This is a genomic window from Allomuricauda sp. CAU 1633, from assembly GCF_017313225.1.
Taxonomy (GTDB): Bacteria; Bacteroidota; Bacteroidia; order Flavobacteriales; family Flavobacteriaceae; genus Flagellimonas.
Window position 1 is genome coordinate 50,047 of sequence record NZ_JAFLNE010000003.1, and the last position, 15,918, is coordinate 65,964.

At 41.4% G+C, this 15,918-nt stretch carries 18 protein-coding genes; 13 read left to right on the forward strand and 5 right to left on the reverse strand.

What is annotated here, in order from left to right; all coding sequences use genetic code 11:
* Window positions 1-17: 17 nt before the first annotated feature.
* Window positions 18-1,046: an RluA family pseudouridine synthase gene (locus J0X14_RS09670; protein WP_207097579.1), complete on the reverse strand. Its 1,029-nt coding sequence runs from the start codon at window positions 1,044-1,046 to the stop codon at window positions 18-20.
* Window positions 1,046-1,636, reverse strand: coding sequence for a PASTA domain-containing protein (locus J0X14_RS09675; RefSeq protein ID WP_207097580.1), 591 nt, complete (start codon window positions 1,634-1,636; stop codon window positions 1,046-1,048). The genes J0X14_RS09670 and J0X14_RS09675 overlap by 1 nt, the downstream gene beginning before the upstream one ends.
* Window positions 1,637-1,713: 77 nt before the next feature.
* Between J0X14_RS09675 and J0X14_RS09680 the strand changes: the two genes are divergently transcribed.
* From J0X14_RS09680 to J0X14_RS09700, 5 genes are all read left to right on the forward strand, one after another.
* The gene (locus J0X14_RS09680; RefSeq protein WP_207098044.1) at window positions 1,714-2,688 is read left to right on the forward strand and encodes a D-alanine--D-alanine ligase; all 975 of its coding nucleotides are present in this window, start codon (window positions 1,714-1,716) and stop codon (window positions 2,686-2,688) included.
* A 33-nt stretch (window positions 2,689-2,721) separates the two neighbouring features.
* Complete coding sequence (gene coaD, locus J0X14_RS09685; RefSeq protein ID WP_207097581.1) at window positions 2,722-3,180, forward strand: pantetheine-phosphate adenylyltransferase; 459 nt, start codon at window positions 2,722-2,724, stop codon at window positions 3,178-3,180.
* Between the two features lie 198 nt (window positions 3,181-3,378).
* On the forward strand, window positions 3,379-5,223 hold the full coding sequence (locus tag J0X14_RS09690; RefSeq protein WP_242527987.1) for a PAS domain-containing sensor histidine kinase: 1,845 nt from the start codon (window positions 3,379-3,381) through the stop codon (window positions 5,221-5,223).
* Window positions 5,207-5,620: a response regulator gene (locus J0X14_RS09695; protein ID WP_242527988.1), complete on the forward strand. Its 414-nt coding sequence runs from the start codon at window positions 5,207-5,209 to the stop codon at window positions 5,618-5,620. The genes J0X14_RS09690 and J0X14_RS09695 overlap by 17 nt, the downstream gene beginning before the upstream one ends.
* 65 nt (window positions 5,621-5,685) lie before the next feature.
* Window positions 5,686-7,461 (forward strand): M14 family metallopeptidase, encoded by a 1,776-nt coding sequence (locus J0X14_RS09700; protein ID WP_207097583.1) that lies wholly within the window; start codon window positions 5,686-5,688, stop codon window positions 7,459-7,461.
* On the opposite strand, the gene J0X14_RS09705 is transcribed toward J0X14_RS09700, so the two are convergent.
* Complete coding sequence (locus J0X14_RS09705; protein WP_207097584.1) at window positions 7,451-8,056, reverse strand: NUDIX hydrolase; 606 nt, start codon at window positions 8,054-8,056, stop codon at window positions 7,451-7,453. The two genes, J0X14_RS09700 and J0X14_RS09705, sit on opposite strands and share 11 nt — an antisense overlap.
* A gap of 7 nt (window positions 8,057-8,063) precedes the next feature.
* On the opposite strand from J0X14_RS09705, the gene pyrE reads away from it, so the two are divergent.
* Together pyrE and J0X14_RS09715 are read left to right on the forward strand one after the other, a co-directional pair.
* Window positions 8,064-8,702, forward strand: coding sequence for an orotate phosphoribosyltransferase (gene pyrE, locus J0X14_RS09710; RefSeq protein ID WP_207097585.1), 639 nt, complete (start codon window positions 8,064-8,066; stop codon window positions 8,700-8,702).
* Window positions 8,703-8,712: 10 nt separating this feature from the next.
* Window positions 8,713-9,111: an SRPBCC family protein gene (locus J0X14_RS09715; RefSeq protein ID WP_207097586.1), complete on the forward strand. Its 399-nt coding sequence runs from the start codon at window positions 8,713-8,715 to the stop codon at window positions 9,109-9,111.
* On the opposite strand, the gene J0X14_RS09720 is transcribed toward J0X14_RS09715, so the two are convergent.
* Window positions 9,105-9,848 (reverse strand): biotin--[acetyl-CoA-carboxylase] ligase, encoded by a 744-nt coding sequence (locus J0X14_RS09720; RefSeq protein WP_207097587.1) that lies wholly within the window; start codon window positions 9,846-9,848, stop codon window positions 9,105-9,107. The genes J0X14_RS09715 and J0X14_RS09720 overlap by 7 nt on opposite strands.
* Before the next feature lie 82 nt (window positions 9,849-9,930).
* Between J0X14_RS09720 and rsfS the strand changes: the two genes are divergently transcribed.
* From rsfS to J0X14_RS09750, 6 genes are read left to right on the forward strand one after another with little or no spacing between them, the layout of a single operon-like run.
* A complete protein-coding gene (gene rsfS / locus J0X14_RS09725; protein ID WP_207097588.1) occupies window positions 9,931-10,308 on the forward strand; it encodes a ribosome silencing factor in 378 nt (125 codons plus the stop codon).
* A gap of 6 nt (window positions 10,309-10,314) precedes the next feature.
* Window positions 10,315-12,264: an ATP-dependent zinc metalloprotease FtsH gene (gene ftsH, locus J0X14_RS09730; protein WP_207097589.1), complete on the forward strand. Its 1,950-nt coding sequence runs from the start codon at window positions 10,315-10,317 to the stop codon at window positions 12,262-12,264.
* A 58-nt stretch (window positions 12,265-12,322) separates the two neighbouring features.
* Window positions 12,323-12,931 (forward strand): LUD domain-containing protein, encoded by a 609-nt coding sequence (locus J0X14_RS09735; RefSeq protein ID WP_207097590.1) that lies wholly within the window; start codon window positions 12,323-12,325, stop codon window positions 12,929-12,931.
* 4 nt (window positions 12,932-12,935) lie between these two features.
* A complete protein-coding gene (locus J0X14_RS09740; protein WP_207097591.1) occupies window positions 12,936-13,739 on the forward strand; it encodes a phosphatidate cytidylyltransferase in 804 nt (267 codons plus the stop codon).
* Window positions 13,729-14,397: a phosphatidylserine decarboxylase family protein gene (locus J0X14_RS09745; RefSeq protein ID WP_207097592.1), complete on the forward strand. Its 669-nt coding sequence runs from the start codon at window positions 13,729-13,731 to the stop codon at window positions 14,395-14,397. Before J0X14_RS09740 ends, J0X14_RS09745 begins: the two co-directional genes overlap by 11 nt.
* Complete coding sequence (locus tag J0X14_RS09750) at window positions 14,390-14,653, forward strand: acyl-CoA-binding protein (protein ID WP_207098046.1); 264 nt, start codon at window positions 14,390-14,392, stop codon at window positions 14,651-14,653. The genes J0X14_RS09745 and J0X14_RS09750 overlap by 8 nt, the downstream gene beginning before the upstream one ends.
* Here J0X14_RS09750 and J0X14_RS09755 read toward each other — a convergent pair.
* Entirely contained in the window at window positions 14,650-15,918 is a 1,269-nt protein-coding gene (locus tag J0X14_RS09755; protein WP_207097593.1) for a sterol desaturase family protein, read from the reverse strand. The two genes, J0X14_RS09750 and J0X14_RS09755, sit on opposite strands and share 4 nt — an antisense overlap.

The window sequence follows — 15,918 nt, forward strand, 5'->3', positions numbered from 1 at the left end:
CTTAAGATTGAGGGAAACTATGATTCATTGTGCTTGGCATATCCACGCCACTTTTCAATACAGTTCACCATATCTTCGGGCAATTCGGAATCAAAACGCATAAATTTTCCCGTTACCGGATGTTCAAAACCCAAGGTCTTGGCGTGCAGTGCCTGTCTGGGCAAAATCTTAAAGGCATTTTCCACAAATTGTTTGTACTTGGTGAATGTGGTACCCTTCAAAATTTTATCGCCACCATAGCGCTCATCGTTGAACAGCGTATGGCCAATATACTTCATATGCACCCGAATCTGGTGGGTCCGTCCAGTTTCTAAGCGACACGAAACCAAGGTTACGTAACCTAATCGTTCCAAAACCTTGTAATGGGTCACGGCTTCCTTGCCCTCATTCCCTTCGGGAAAAACCATCATCTGCAATCGGTTTTTGGGATTACGACCAATATGGCCCTCCACAGTACCTTCATCCTCCTCCACATTGCCCCAGACCAAGGCCACATATTCGCGCTCACTGCTCTTTTCAAAAAATTGTTGGGCCAAATGGGTCATGGCGATTTCGGTTTTGGCAATCACCAAAAGTCCAGAGGTATCTTTGTCAATTCGATGCACCAAACCAGGCCGTTCGGAACTATTATTGGGCAAATTGTCAAAATGGTATACCAAGGCGTTAATAAGGGTTCCCGAATAATTTCCATGACCGGGATGCACCACCATGCCGGCGGGCTTGTTTACCACCAGCAGGGCATCATCTTCATACACAATATCCAGTGGAATGTTCTCCGGAGTCAACAAAAACTCATAAGGGGGATGCTCAAACAGCACCTTTACCTCATCCCCTGCCTTTACTTTGTAATTTTGTTTTACGATTGCTCCGTTCACCCAAATATGGCCTTCTTTGGCCGCCTGCTGAATCTTGTTTCTGGTGGCATTTTCAATGAAGTTCATCAAAAACTTATCCACGCGCAATGGGTCCTGACCTTTCGAGGCTACAAATCGATAATGCTCAAAAAGTTCGTCCTGGGATAGTTCTAGATTTTCAGAATCGTCCATTACTCTTGGGAATCAGCCTGAACGCGTGCACTACCGGGTATGGTTCCATTGCCACAAATAAGTTCAACCTTGGAGGTTTTGGGCAATTTGTCGCCGGGTTTTACATATTTCCCTTTGTGCTTCATATTGTAGACCATGTCCTTGCCCAACTCATCAATGTAGGTTACCCGTTCCACTTCCAGTCCAACCGCACGCAACATGGATGCTGCATTCCGTTGGGTGACTTGGATGATGTCTGGCACACTCACCTTTTTGTATCCGGATGGATTTACCGTAAAATAAATTTTACGGTTGCTTTTTACCTTACTTCCGGCATGGGGGTTTTGCTCCAAAATGGAAAACCGTGGATAATCTGGGTTATAGTTGGATGAATCCAGTACCTGATAACGCAATCCGGCATCTTCCACCGCTTCCCGCATTTCGGAAACTGACATTTTGGAAAAGTCAGGAACCTCAACAAACTCACCATGGTTGGTAGTGCCCTTTAGCCATTGTAAGGTTAAAAGCACCAAAACCACAACGGCCACTACTGCCAATCCGAGTTGGATGAAAAATGTCTTGCTTTTTAGAAAGTTCAAAAATTGTTTCATGCAAAATGCCTTATGTGGACAAATATAGGAAAGCCAGTCCTTTTTTCTTTATTTTGGCAGAGCGATTCGACAAGCCAATGAAAAAAAATATTGCCATTGTAATGGGCGGCTATTCCAGTGAGTATGGAATTTCGATAAAAAGCGGTAACGTAGTGTATCGCTATTTGGATAGGGAAAAATACAATCCGTACCGCATCATCATCACCAAAGAGAAGTGGGTATTTTTAAATGATGCTGATGAGGAATTTCCTCTGGAAAAATCCGATTTCAGTATCGTGCTTGATGGCAATAAAATCAATTTTGACTGTGTTTTCAACGCCATACATGGAACACCGGGTGAAGATGGTCTGCTTCAAGCTTATTTTGAACTGTTGGGCCTTCCCCAGACTTCATGCAACCATTACGAAGCTGCCCTTACGTTCAACAAAAGGGACTTGTTGAGTACGCTTAAACCGTATGGGGTCTACTGCGCCACTTCTTATTATTTGGATAAGGGCGACAGCATAAATGAGGACGTCATTGTTGACAAGGTAGGGCTTCCCTGTTTTGTGAAGGCCAATAGGGCCGGGAGCAGCTATGGAGTCTCCAAAGTTTACAAAAAGGAAGAGCTCAATACCGCTCTTGACAATGCCTTTTCTGAAGATGACCAAGTTATTATAGAGTCTTTTTTGGATGGCACCGAAGTTTCCGTGGGGGTCATTACCTATAAAAATCAGGTCACGGTTCTTCCCATTACAGAAATTGTTTCCGACAATGATTTTTTTGATTTTGAGGCTAAGTACGAAGGAAAGTCGCAAGAAATAACCCCTGCTCGAATCTCCAAAATACAAGAAACCAATGTAAGATATTGGGCAGAATTTATTTATAAAACGGTGGGATTAAAAGGATACTCACGCAGTGAATTTATCTTCATTGGCGATACGCCCTATTTATTGGAAGTGAATACCACCCCGGGACTTACCGAAGAAAGCATTCTTCCCAAACAAGCCAAAGAAGCTGGTTTATCGCTTGAAGAATTATTTGCCAGTGCCATTGAGGAAGCTTTACGATAGAAAATCCGTATTTTTAGTCAAACTTTGCCATACATGAGACGTGCCATTTTTCCAGGTTCCTTTGATCCCCTGACCTTGGGGCATTATGACATCATTAAAAGAGGTATCACACTTTTTGATGAGCTCGTCATCGCCATTGGGATCAATGCCGACAAAAAATACATGTTCACCTTGGAAGAGCGCACCAAATTCATAAAAGAGGCTTTTAAAGATGAACCCAAGATCAAAGTGGTTACCTATGAAGGGCTTACGGTAGATTTTTGTAAAAAAATAGGGGCTGATTTTATTTTACGGGGTCTTCGCAACCCTGCGGATTTTGAATTTGAAAAGGCCATTGCCCATACCAACCGAAAACTTTCGGAGATAGAAACTGTCTTTTTATTGACCTCCTCGGGCAAATCCTACATAAGTTCATCCATTGTAAGGGATGTTATCCGAAATGGAGGTGACTACACCGGTTTAGTTCCCGACACCGTTATTGTAAAGCGCTAATTTTCGCAGTATTTTTGTAGCCTTCCTGTCTTTTTGTAGGTTAAATCTGTTATCTTTAGGTATATCAAACCTTGACATTTGTCAATAAAACAACATTTTTGCCCCGTTTCACAACAAATACTAAGTAAGAAAATTCAATACCTATACATTGGTCGGAAATTTCTTAATTGTAGAAAGTTTCCCTAATAACCCCGTATTTTGAAAGCAGTTGAGAGGATTGCCCAACATTACTTACTGAAACAACTTCCCACAGCAACAGCGCTTGTGGGCGTCGATGGCATTCTTATTGATGCTTCGGATTCTTGGCTGCATACTTTTGGTCTTTGTCCAAAAGATGCCTTAGGTGTTTCTGTCTATCGTCTCTTCAAAAACTACAATGCGGATTGTGGTAAAAGCCTTAAGCAATGTTTGGGGAAAAGCACTACACATACCTGTAAATTCAGCAAAAGGGAAGGTTCTTCCGTATCATGGTATGAAAATACGTTTACCCCTTGGTACGATGAAAAGGAGAACTTGATCGGCTCTATAATTCAAACCCATAACATTACCGAAGAGATACTTAAGGAAAAGGAGCTGGATAGGATGATCAAGCTACTTAAGACTAAATCTGAAGTTGCCAAAGTAGGTTACTGGGAGTTTGATCTTATCACAGAAGAGCTTTTTTGGTGCGAAGAAACTAAAAAGATTCACGAAGTCCCTCCTTCTTATATCCCTAATACAAATGAAGCCATTGAGTTTTTTAAACAAGGATATGACAGAAACAGAATATCCATGCTGTTTCACCAAGCCTTAAGTCAAAAAGCCCCTTACAGTGAAAAAGTAGTTATAATCACCCCCAATGGAAAAGAAAAATGGGTTAAAGCTATGGGTAAACCTATAGTGGAAAATGGAGTAGTGGTTAAAATGTTTGGCACATTACAAGATATCCATGATCAGGTTTTGGTCGAAATGCAAACCAAGGAAAACCAACAACTTTTAACCACTCTTATAGATAATATTCCCTTGAACATATTCATCAAGGATATAGATTCCAAAAAGATTTTGGTCAATAAGGCGGAATGTGAGTATTTGGAAAAAAGCCCAGAGGAATTAATAGGGAAAACTGATTTTGACCTATATGATGAGGAAATTGCCAAAATCTCGCGGGAAGAAGATCTAGAAGTGATGCGCTCCTTAAAACCCATGATCGGCAAGGAAACCATGAGTATCCGAAAAGATGGGGAAACCACCTATTTTTTAACATCAAAAATTCCTTTGCTTGATCTGGATGGTAAAGTAAATGGACTTATTGGGATCAGTATGGACATTTCTGGCCTAAAAAAGAAGGAAGACCAGTTGAGAGACCTTATTAATGTTACTTCACTTCAAAACAAGAAGTTGATCAACTTTGCACACATTGTTTCCCACAACCTTAGATCTCACTCTGCCAACTTCTCCATGCTTTTGGAATTCTTGGCCAAAGAAGAGGACGAGGCCGAAAAAGAACGAATTGTAAGCATGTTGTCCAATGCATCGGACAACTTAATGGAAACTTTGGAAGACCTCAACCAAATCATCGATATCAACACCAACGTTAATCTGGAAAAAGAGGCACTAAACCTGCATCAAAATATAAATAGGGTCCAAAATAACCTTTCCGCCTTTTTGGGTAAGCATCAGGCTGAAATACAAAATAACGTTCCAAAAAATTTAGAAGTACAAAGCGTTCCTGCCTATTTGGATAGCATTATCCTTAACCTGATGACCAATGCTGCCAAATATAAAAGTCCTGATAGAAAACCCATCATCAGAATCAACGCCAGCAAACACGAAAAGACCACAATTTTTAGTTTTTCGGATAATGGATTGGGAATAGATCTGGAAAAATATGGCGGTAAAATATTTGGTATGTACAAAACGTTCCATAATAATAAAGAGGCTCGAGGGCTTGGTCTTTATGTCATTAAAAACCAAATAGAAGCCATGGGCGGAAGTATAACAGTTAGTAGTGAAGTAGATAAAGGTACTACATTCAATGTGTATTTTAATGAAGAAGATCAGTAGCATATTTATTGTGGACGATGATCCCATAACCGTATTTGGAATACGGAAAATGTTGAAGCCCGTTGCCCTTTGTGACGATGTCCAAATCTTTCAAAATGGAAAAGAGGCCTTGGATGCCCTAATTCAGAGAAAGGATGAAGGAGGAGATATCCCCGAAGTCATATTTTTGGACATTAATATGCCCATTATGGATGGATGGGATTTTTTGGAAGAGATCATGACCTTGAATCTCAATGAGAAAATCATCATCAACATGATCACCTCATCCATAGATCCGTTGGACTATCAAAAATGGAACGAAGCAAAGGTCAAGTGCCCGCACATTCTCAATTTTAAAAACAAACCCATCTTTAAAATTGAGCCGTCAGATTTGGAATGCATCCATCTTGCTTCTTGATCATAATATTCCGTATTTTTAAGCTTTAAACGAGTTTTTATAATTCAAAAAGAGCTTCATTTATCTTGAAACGCATCATCTTTCTTGCTGTTTTGGTATTGCTCATATCCTGTGAAACAAAAACAGAGGATAAAGTAGCTTCGTACCAAACCTTTTTCGAAACTTCGGATGGTCTGGAAACCCCAACGTATCAGGAAACCATTGCCTTTTATATTAATTTGGCACGTGATTTTCCAGAGATCAACATTCACACCATTGGCAAGACCGATAGTGGGTATCCGCTTCACATGGTCACCTTTAATCCGGATGGGGATTTTAATTTTGAAAATGTCAGAAAGGAAAAGTCCATTATCCTGATCAACAATGGCATCCACCCAGGGGAAAGTGATGGTATTGATGCAACCATGCTGTTGTATCGGGACCTTGCAATTGAAAAACTGCAACCACCTAAAAAAACCATCTTGGTCACCATTCCCATCTACAACATTGGTGGAGCACTCAATAGAAACTCCACCACCAGAGCCAACCAGAACGGCCCATTGGAGTATGGGTTCAGGGGGAATGCCCAGAACTATGACCTCAACCGAGATTTTATTAAAATGGACACCAAGAATGCGAAGAGTTTTGCCGATATTTTCCATTTGGTAAAACCTGATGTTTTTATTGACAATCATGTGAGCAACGGAGCTGATTATCAATATATCTTGACCCACCTGTTCACACAGCACAACAAATTGGGTGGGGAATTGGGAAATTATCTTCATGAAAAGTTTATGCCTGGTCTGGAAAATTCCTTGGCGGAAAAGGATTGGGACATTACCCCTTATGTAAATGTGTTCAACGTACCACCCGAGCTAGGGTTCAGCCAATTTATGGACCACCCCAGATATTCAACCGGGTACACCTCCTTATGGAACACTTTGGGGCTCATGGTGGAGACCCACATGCTAAAACCATACAAACAGCGGGTTGAGGGTACCTACCAACTTATGGAAAGTTTGATCAATGTGGTGGAAAAAGAGCATGACACTATAAAATCCCTTCGCAAGGAAACTATGGACAATAATCTTGCCCGCTCCGAATATTATTTTAATTGGCAGGTAGACACCACACAAACTTCAACCCTCAATTTTAAGGGGTTTGAAGCAGATCGCCTACAAAGTGAAGTTACCGAATTGCCCCGTTTAAAGTATGATCGGGATAGACCTTTCACCAAAGAGACGGTGTACAGGGATTATTTTTATCCAACGGATACGGTTACGGTTCCTGCTGCCTACATTCTAAAGCAAGGATGGCAGAAGGTGACAGATAGACTGGATGCCAACAAGGTCAATTATTTTAAATTGGAAAAAGACACCACACTGACCATTGAAGCCTACCATATTTCTGATTACCAGACCAGAAATATGCCGTATGAGGGCCATTATCTGCATTACAACACCCAGGTGGAAAAGCATTCCAAAAAAGTTCATTTTAGGGCTGGTGACGTTGTAGTTCCAACTCAGCAGAATGGTATTAGGTATATTTTGGAAACGCTGGAACCACAAGGCGTGGATTCCTTTTTCAACTGGAACTTTTTTGATACCATACTTCAGCAAAAAGAAGGATTTTCACCGTACGTCTTTGAAGACATTGCTTTGGAAATGCTTCAGAAAGATTCTGTGCTACAGCAAAATTTTATGCTCAAAAAGGAATTGGACGCGCAGTTTTCAGAAAATTGGTATGCCCAATTGGATTGGATATTTCATCAATCCAAATATTTGGAAGAGGCCTATCTCAATTATCCTGTGTACCGCATCGGCAAAAATTCCGAATCAGCAGGGATATTGTCTAGGCCATAGTCTTGGGATTGTCCTCAAACAAAATCTTGATATTGTGATAGGAATTTTCCAAGGCCTTTGCTGTTTTCTTGGGACCTTTCCATTTTACCTTAATAATACCTTCCGACTTGTCGCCCACCAATTTACCTTTGTAGTTTGTGGACATGGCAAACCAGTGCACCTCTTTTAATCGATACTCCCCACCTCTTTTAAAAATATGGTAGGTGGTCCGCAAGAATTTTTCAATAACCAAGCCCTCTACTCCAGTTTCCTCTTCAACTTCGCGGATGGCGGCATCCTCTATGGACTCTCCTTTGTCAACTTTGCCCTTGGGCAAATCCCATTTTTTATTTCTGTAAATGAAAAGCACCTTCCCTTTTTTGTTGGTCACAAAACCACCCCCAGCCACAACAACAGGAATCTTGTGGCGGAACATCTTCATCAATTTAAGGATATCTGGATGATAGAAATAGGCCTTGTCCAACTTTCCTTCGGCCAATAATTCGATAGCTTTTGTAACCGAGTCATCTTCCAAGGAAAAGAGGTTCCCATTGGAATCTTTTGGGCGCTTGTTTGTTAAAATCAGTGGGGACTCATTAACAAAAACTTCATACATTTGCGCAATGGTTTTAGATAAGGGAATTGCTAAAAAAACAGCAGAGCTGCTTTTACAAATTAATGCAATTAAGTTGGAACCCGAAAATCCATTTACGTGGGCTTCTGGGTGGAAATCTCCAATTTATTGTGATAACAGGATAATGCTCTCGTATCCGGAAATCCGAAATTTTGTTAGGGAAGAGATGGCCAAACAGGTGGAGAACCTGTATGGGAAACCCGATATCATCGCCGGAGTGGCCACAGGGGCCATCGGAATTGGCATTTTGGTAGCGGAAGCCTTGGGATTACCGTTTATTTATGTGAGACCAGAGCCCAAATCCCACGGCAGACAAAATCAGATTGAAGGCAGTTTGGAATCGGGCCAGACCGTTGTGGTCATTGAAGACCTCATCAGTACCGGAAAAAGCAGTCTCAATGCCGTTAGAGCCTTAAAAGATAGTGGTGCCAATGTAAAAGGCATGTTAGCCATTTTCACCTATGGTTTTCCAGTGGCAACCACTAATTTTGAAAAAGAAGAAGTGGAATTGCACACCCTTTCAGATTATGAGCATTTGATCGAGCAAGCTTCTGAAACCCATTACATCAAAGAATCACAGTTGAATACCCTTTTGCAGTGGAAATCCAATCCACAGCAATGGAAATAAATCTTCAAATATGCACATTGAAGTCCCTAAAAAGAAAGTAGCCAAGAGCGATAAAGAAGTTTTTGATTTTCTGACCGACATCAAAAATTTTGAGACTCTTATGCCCGCCAATATTGACAAATTTGAGGTATTAGACGAAAAGACCTTCAAATTTGCCCTAAAGGGCATGCCCGAAATCATACTACGGCTCAAAGAGCAGATTCCCCATGAAAAAGTGATTTTGGGAGCTGCAAGTGATAAACTTCCGTTTACCTTGACCGGTGACATTACCGCCTTGGGTGATAACGAAAGTGAGGTTGCATTGAGTTTTGAGGGTGAGTTCAATGCCATGATGGCGATGATGATCAAATCCCCGATCACCAATTTTATGGAGACCCTATCTACAAATATGGAAAAGATAGGTCAGTAAAGCAGGGAAACTTCTTTGAGGTCGAATTCCTTAAAAACATGATCTTCCAATTCCAGAACCAGTTTACCCGAACTGGATATTTTCCGAATAAATCCCATGAATAGTTCACCATGGGCATCTGTAAAGGTGGATGGTTTGTCCTTTCGGAACAAAAAGCGTTCGTAGGAAGGTAACAGCTGGGTCACCGTTTTCTCCTCAATTCCCTGAAAATAATGAGCCAATCTTTCTAAAATTAGCCGTAAAAGCTCATCCAAGTCAAAATATTGCCCACTTATAGAGCTCAACGAGCCAGCCTTATCTAAATTTTCAAAGGAAATTTGATTCACATTCAATCCAATCCCAATAATAGAATGTTGCACCCACTGCCCTTTCATGGTATTTTCAATCAATATGCCACAAATTTTCAGTGAACCTGACATTATGTCGTTGGGCCATTTTACACTGACATTGGGTATGGAAAGTTCCGTAAGTACATCACAAATGGCCAAGGAAACGCAGATGTTCAAGTTAAACTGATGGATTGCATGTAATGCATCAAACTTTTTTAAAATACTGAATGTCAAATTTTTACCGGATTCAGATTGCCAAGAAGACCCCATTTGCCCCCTTCCCTTCAACTGATTTTTGGTCACAACCACAGTGCTGTCCACTACATTTTTAGACCGTAAAAGATCCTTTAAATACAGATTTGTGGAGTCCGTGGCATCAAGTTTGATAATTTGAGGTAGCTCTCCCAATGTGGTATGCCTTTATGATATGTTAAAATCTAGGGCTAAGAAAGCAAAAAAAATATAACTTTGTAAAAACTAAAATTTTTGAATGCAGAAAACGAAAGCAAGCGCAGATGAACTGATTGCCTTAATTTTACATGGGATTGAAGACGTTAAAGGAGTTGACATAAATCTACTTGATCTTAGGGAAATCGAAAATACTGTTTGCGACTACTTTATAATCTGCAATGGTACTTCCAATACACATGTAAACGCAATTGTCTCCTCCATTCAAAAGACCGTGAGCAAGGCCATACATGATAAGCCTTGGCACATTGAGGGTTCTGAGAACGCAGAATGGGTCTTAATGGATTATGTTAATGTTGTTGTACATGTATTTCAAAAACACATTAGGGAATTCTACGACATTGAGGGACTTTGGGGAGATGCCAAAGTAACGCTTGTGGAGAGCAGCTACAATTCTTAAAAAAAAATGGCAAAAGAGAACAACCCAAATAACGCTCCTAAGAAACCTCGTTTTAGTTCGTGGTGGATATACGGCGTGGTAATTGCATTAATTATTGGCTTCCAATTTTTTGGAGGCAGTACGTTTACAAATACCGAAAAAACAACCACTTCAGAGCTTCAGGAGTTTTTACGTAATGGTGATATTGAAAAAATAGTCATCATTACCAATACACGTCAAGCCAAAGTCTTCCTAACAGAAGAAGCCCTTAAAAAGGATGTGCATAAAGGCGTGGCCGAAAAGCCATTGCTCCCATCCACAGGTTTGGTACCCCAATATGTTTTGGACTATGGCGACCTACAGATATTTCAAAATGAAATCACCGAGATAAAAAAGGAGAATAATCTGGACACCATCATTGAATTTGACACTGAATCCAATGTACTGGGTGACCTGCTGCTCTCTTTACTCCCATTTGCCTTGATTATAGGGATTTGGATTTATTTGATGCGAAGGATGTCCGGCGGTGCAGGTGGTGGTGCCGGAGGCCAGATTTTCAACATTGGAAAATCAAAAGCTAAGCTTTTTGACGAAAAAACAGACACCAGAACCTCCTTTAAGGATGTAGCTGGATTGGAAGGTGCCAAAGAGGAAGTTCAAGAAATTGTGGAATTCCTCAAAAACCCCGACAAGTATACCTCACTGGGTGGTAAAATTCCAAAGGGCGCCTTATTGGTAGGCCCTCCCGGGACAGGTAAGACCCTTTTGGCCAAAGCCGTTGCCGGCGAAGCCAAAGTGCCTTTTTTCTCATTGTCCGGTTCTGACTTTGTGGAAATGTTTGTAGGTGTGGGTGCATCACGGGTACGTGACTTGTTCAAGCAAGCCAAGGATAAATCACCCGCCATCATTTTTATTGATGAGATTGATGCCATTGGTCGTGCCAGAGGAAAAAACAACTTTACAGGCTCCAATGACGAGCGTGAAAATACATTGAACCAATTATTGACCGAGATGGACGGTTTTGGCACCAATACCAACGTTATTGTGTTGGCCGCTACCAACCGCGCCGATGTCTTGGACAAAGCCTTGATGCGTGCTGGACGTTTTGACCGCCAGATCTATGTGGACCTTCCTGATATCAGGGAGCGAAAAGAAATTTTTGAGGTTCACCTGCGTCCCATTAAAACGGCTGAAACCTTGGATTTGGACTTTTTGGCCAAACAAACGCCTGGATTCTCTGGAGCGGATATTGCCAACGTCTGTAACGAAGCTGCCCTGATTGCCGCTCGAAAAGAGAAGAAAGCGGTTACGAAGCAGGATTTCTTGGATGCCGTTGATAGAATTGTGGGTGGACTCGAAAAGAAAAACAAAATCATTACCCCAGAGGAGAAAAAGACCATCGCCTACCATGAGGCGGGGCATGCTACCGTAAGCTGGATGCTGGAACATGCCGCACCTTTGGTAAAGGTGACCATTGTTCCTCGTGGACAATCCTTGGGAGCAGCTTGGTACCTTCCAGAAGAGCGATTGATTGTGCGCCCCGAGCAAATGTTTGATGAAATGTGCGCCACTATGGGTGGCCGTGCTGCTGAGAAGGTCATGTTCGATAAAATTTCAACCGGGGCATTGAGCGACTTGGAAAAAGTGACCAAACAAGCCCGCGCCATGGTCACCATATATGGCCTCAACGATGAATTGGGGAACATCACATATTACGATTCCTCCGGTCAAAACGAATATGGTTTCACCAAGCCGTATAGCGAGGAAACCGCCCAAAAAATTGATTTGGAAATATCCAAGATGATAGAGGCACAATACCAGCGCGCCATAAAGTTGTTGGCCGACAACAAAGATAAACTGAAAGAACTAGCCGATAGACTCTTGGAAAAAGAAGTTATCTTTAAAGACGATTTGGAAAAGATTTTTGGCAAGAGACCATTCGAAAAAGAAGAATTGGAAGAAGAAGCAGCAAAATAAGATTCAAGTTCAATTAGAAGTATAAATTGATATTGACAAAACGCACTTGATACCATAAATGGGAGTTTTTAATAAGCTTTTTGGAGGAGGAAAAAAGGTTTCCAAGGAAACTTTGGAAACCCGTGGAGAGCATATGCCAGATTTAAAAATTCCCGTAGATGAAAAATTTACCATCTATTTTAAGAAAAATGGGGGCAAGTTTATTTACTGTGAAGATTTTTCTGAAATCTCCGAGGCCTTAAAAAGTATCATCTCCGAAAACAACTGGCAGAACCACCTTTTCTATTCCATGAATCCACAGTTGGAAACACGGTTTGCTTCAGAAAAAATAGAATTCACCAACAACAGACAAGAAAGTGATATTTTCTTTACCACTTGTGAGCATTTGGTTGCCCACAATGGCTCCATTTTGGTGTGCTCCAACCAAATCAAGGAAAAAAAGTTGAACGAACTCCCTTCAAACCTGATTGTATTTGCCACCACCAGTCAGTTGGTGGACTCCATCAGTGAGGCATTAAAGATCATAAAGGAGCGCTATCAAAAAAATATTCCCAATAATATTACCACTTTAAAACACTTTCAACCTACACCGGAAAACAAAGATGATTTCCTTTCCTACGGAAGTGCTTCAAAAAATGTCTATCTTTTACTTTTAGAAGACTATTGATTACATGAGAGAAATTTTAAGGCGCTCCATTACAGGGGTCATCTACGTGGTGCTTCTTTTGGGGGCTGTTTTTTTAAGCTCAGATGCCTTCGACTTTCTATTCATGGCATTTGGTTTGGCCTGCCTTTATGAATTTAAAAGGATTGTCCGCCTTAAAGGGTATTACATTTTTGCCGCTTACTTAACCCTTTGGTGGGCCTTTATCTATTTGGTACAAGACAGCACGGCGGTCAACATTCTAATGTTGCTGACCATTGCCGTAGATTTGGCCTTACTTGTGTTCCTCTTTTCCAAAAAACCCAAGAAATTTACTGACCTTCAAAAGTTTGTGATAGCGGTCTTTTACATTGGTGGAGGATGTATTTTTCTAACGATGATTCCATACGAGGAAAATAATTTTGCCCAATTTCTTATCATGGGCATATTTATCCTTATTTGGGTCAACGACACCTTTGCCTATTTGGTAGGCCGCACTTTAGGTCGAACAAAACTGTATCCTACAGTTTCTCCAAAAAAAACCATTGAAGGTTCTTTGGGAGGTCTTATTTTTGCATTGGCGTCAGCATACTTTATGTCCTGCTATGAATCCAGATTATCCTTGACCGAATGGATGATTTTGGCCACAGTGATAGTAATAGCGGGCAGTTTGGGGGATTTGCTGGAATCCAAGTTTAAACGAATGGCAGGTGTAAAGGACAGCGGTGCAATTTTACCGGGACATGGTGGAATTTGGGATCGATTGGACAGTTTGGTCTTTGCTGCTCCGTTCGCCTATTTAGTACTTAATATATTTTCGTATGTTTCATAAAGAGGGGCAAAAAATAATCATCTTCACTTTTTTTCTTGTAGTGGCGGCCATTATTGCTGCACAGTTTTATATTGAGGTGGAATGGATTCGATTTACGGTACAGATAACCGCCTTTGTCCTTCTCATTGCCATATTGCAGTTTTTCAGGAATCCCAAAAGGCCGGTTACGCCCAATTTTGATGAAATTTTGGCTCCTGTGGATGGAAAAGTGGTGGTCATTGAAGAGGTGGACGAACCCGAATATTTTAAGGATAGACGCCGGCAAGTGTCTATTTTTATGTCCCCCATAAACGTGCACGTTACCCGCTACCCGGCCAGCGGCACGGTAACCTATTCCGAATACCATCCCGGAAAATATTTGGTGGCCTGGCACCCAAAGTCCAGTACTGAAAATGAACGGACCACTGTGGTGCTCCACACTCCAAAATTTGGTGAAATTGGATATCGGCAGATTGCCGGGGCCATGGCCAGACGAATTGTAAATTATGCCGAAGAAGGAGAGCAAGTCACCCAAGGCCAAGACGCCGGGTTCATTAAATTTGGTTCCCGCGTGGATTTGCTGTTGCCCTTAAACTGTAATATTACAGTAAAACTTGGCCAAAAAGTGACCGGTGCCAAAACCTGTATCGCTTCTTTTAGAAAAGATGATGATGATTGATGAGGAATTAAATAATGAATTTAATGATGCGGTGGCCTTTGTAAATGCCTACACCGAGCCGCTTCCTGCAGACCTCCTGTTGAAGCTATACGCCTATTTTAAGATTGCCAATAGAAACTATGACAATCCCGGCAGCAGAACTCCCTTAATTAATGCCTTTAAGGCCAATGCCTTGTTTCAAGCCAAAAACATTAGTGTGAAACAGGCCATGAAAAAATATATTGAACTGGTGAATACCGAGCTGCGGAACCTTTAGGAAACCAATTTAGGTGCAGCAAATGACTTTTCATAGTAGGTAAAATAGATTCCTCCAAAAATGGTGATTGCGAAGTAAAGCGCTACAAAATAAACCCCTATTGACCCATAGGCATTCAATCCAAACCAGTCATTGGTCATAAAAATCAAGAGCAATCCCGCCAATCCCCTTAAAACTTCTATCCACGCTGCATACTTGGCCCTATCCATCAATGTGGTATAGCCATAAACACCCCAAAAGACAAAAGCACCAAACAGAAGAAGTCCATCAAACCCAATGTCTGAATACTTATAGAACATGAACAACATCATGGCTGTGGTAATGACCAGTTGAAAAATGGAATACCCTTTCAAAGCTTTGGAAGCTTCGGGTTTATACTTTTTAAAATTGTAAACGTCTTCAATGATTTCTACTGGATATTTTTCTTTTACGTCAGAGGGACGCCAACCTGTGGGCATAAACCAAATCCTTATCTTGTCCCAATAACTTTTGGTCCGCCAAGCATCCTTAATCAATCGCCATATATGTTGAAAATTGATGACGACGGGATTCCAGGTCTGTGCCGGTTTTAATACACCGTACTGGGGAGGAACTTCATCCAATTCTTCTTGAAACGTACCGAACATTCGGTCCCATACACAAAAAATCTGCCCTAAGTTCTTATCTATATATTCCGCATTGATGGCATGGTGCACTCTGTGCTGCGAGGGCGTCACGATGACATATTCCAACCAACCCATTTTTCCGATATGCTGTGTGTGGTACCAGAACTGGGCAAATAAATGGATGGGCGCCAAAACCGCAATAACCTGATGGGGAACCCCCAAAAGGGCAGCTGGAATGAGCAAAAGGGCAAAATATCCCAAGAGATTGGAAATGGGCTGCCGCAAGGCACAGGCCAAATTAAATTCCTCACTGCTGTGATGGATTACGTGTTGGTTCCAAAAAAAGTTGACATGGTGACTCAACCGATGATTCCAATACCCTGCAAAATCCAAAACAATAAAGGCAACCACCCACACCAACCAAGTGGCCTTGATTTCCATCAGCGCCAAATGTTCCAACAAAAATGGGTAGGATACCAAAATGACCACAAGCCCCAAGGAGTCTTTAACCACATTGGTGAGCCCAGAGCTAAGGCTGCTTATGGTATCCATAACATTGTGCTTCTGGTTCTTGACGAAATGCCCATAGCCAATTTCAAAAAGCACCAACCCCAAAAAAAAGGGCGTAGCGTACAACAAAGCGGTGGCGTAGGTTTCCAT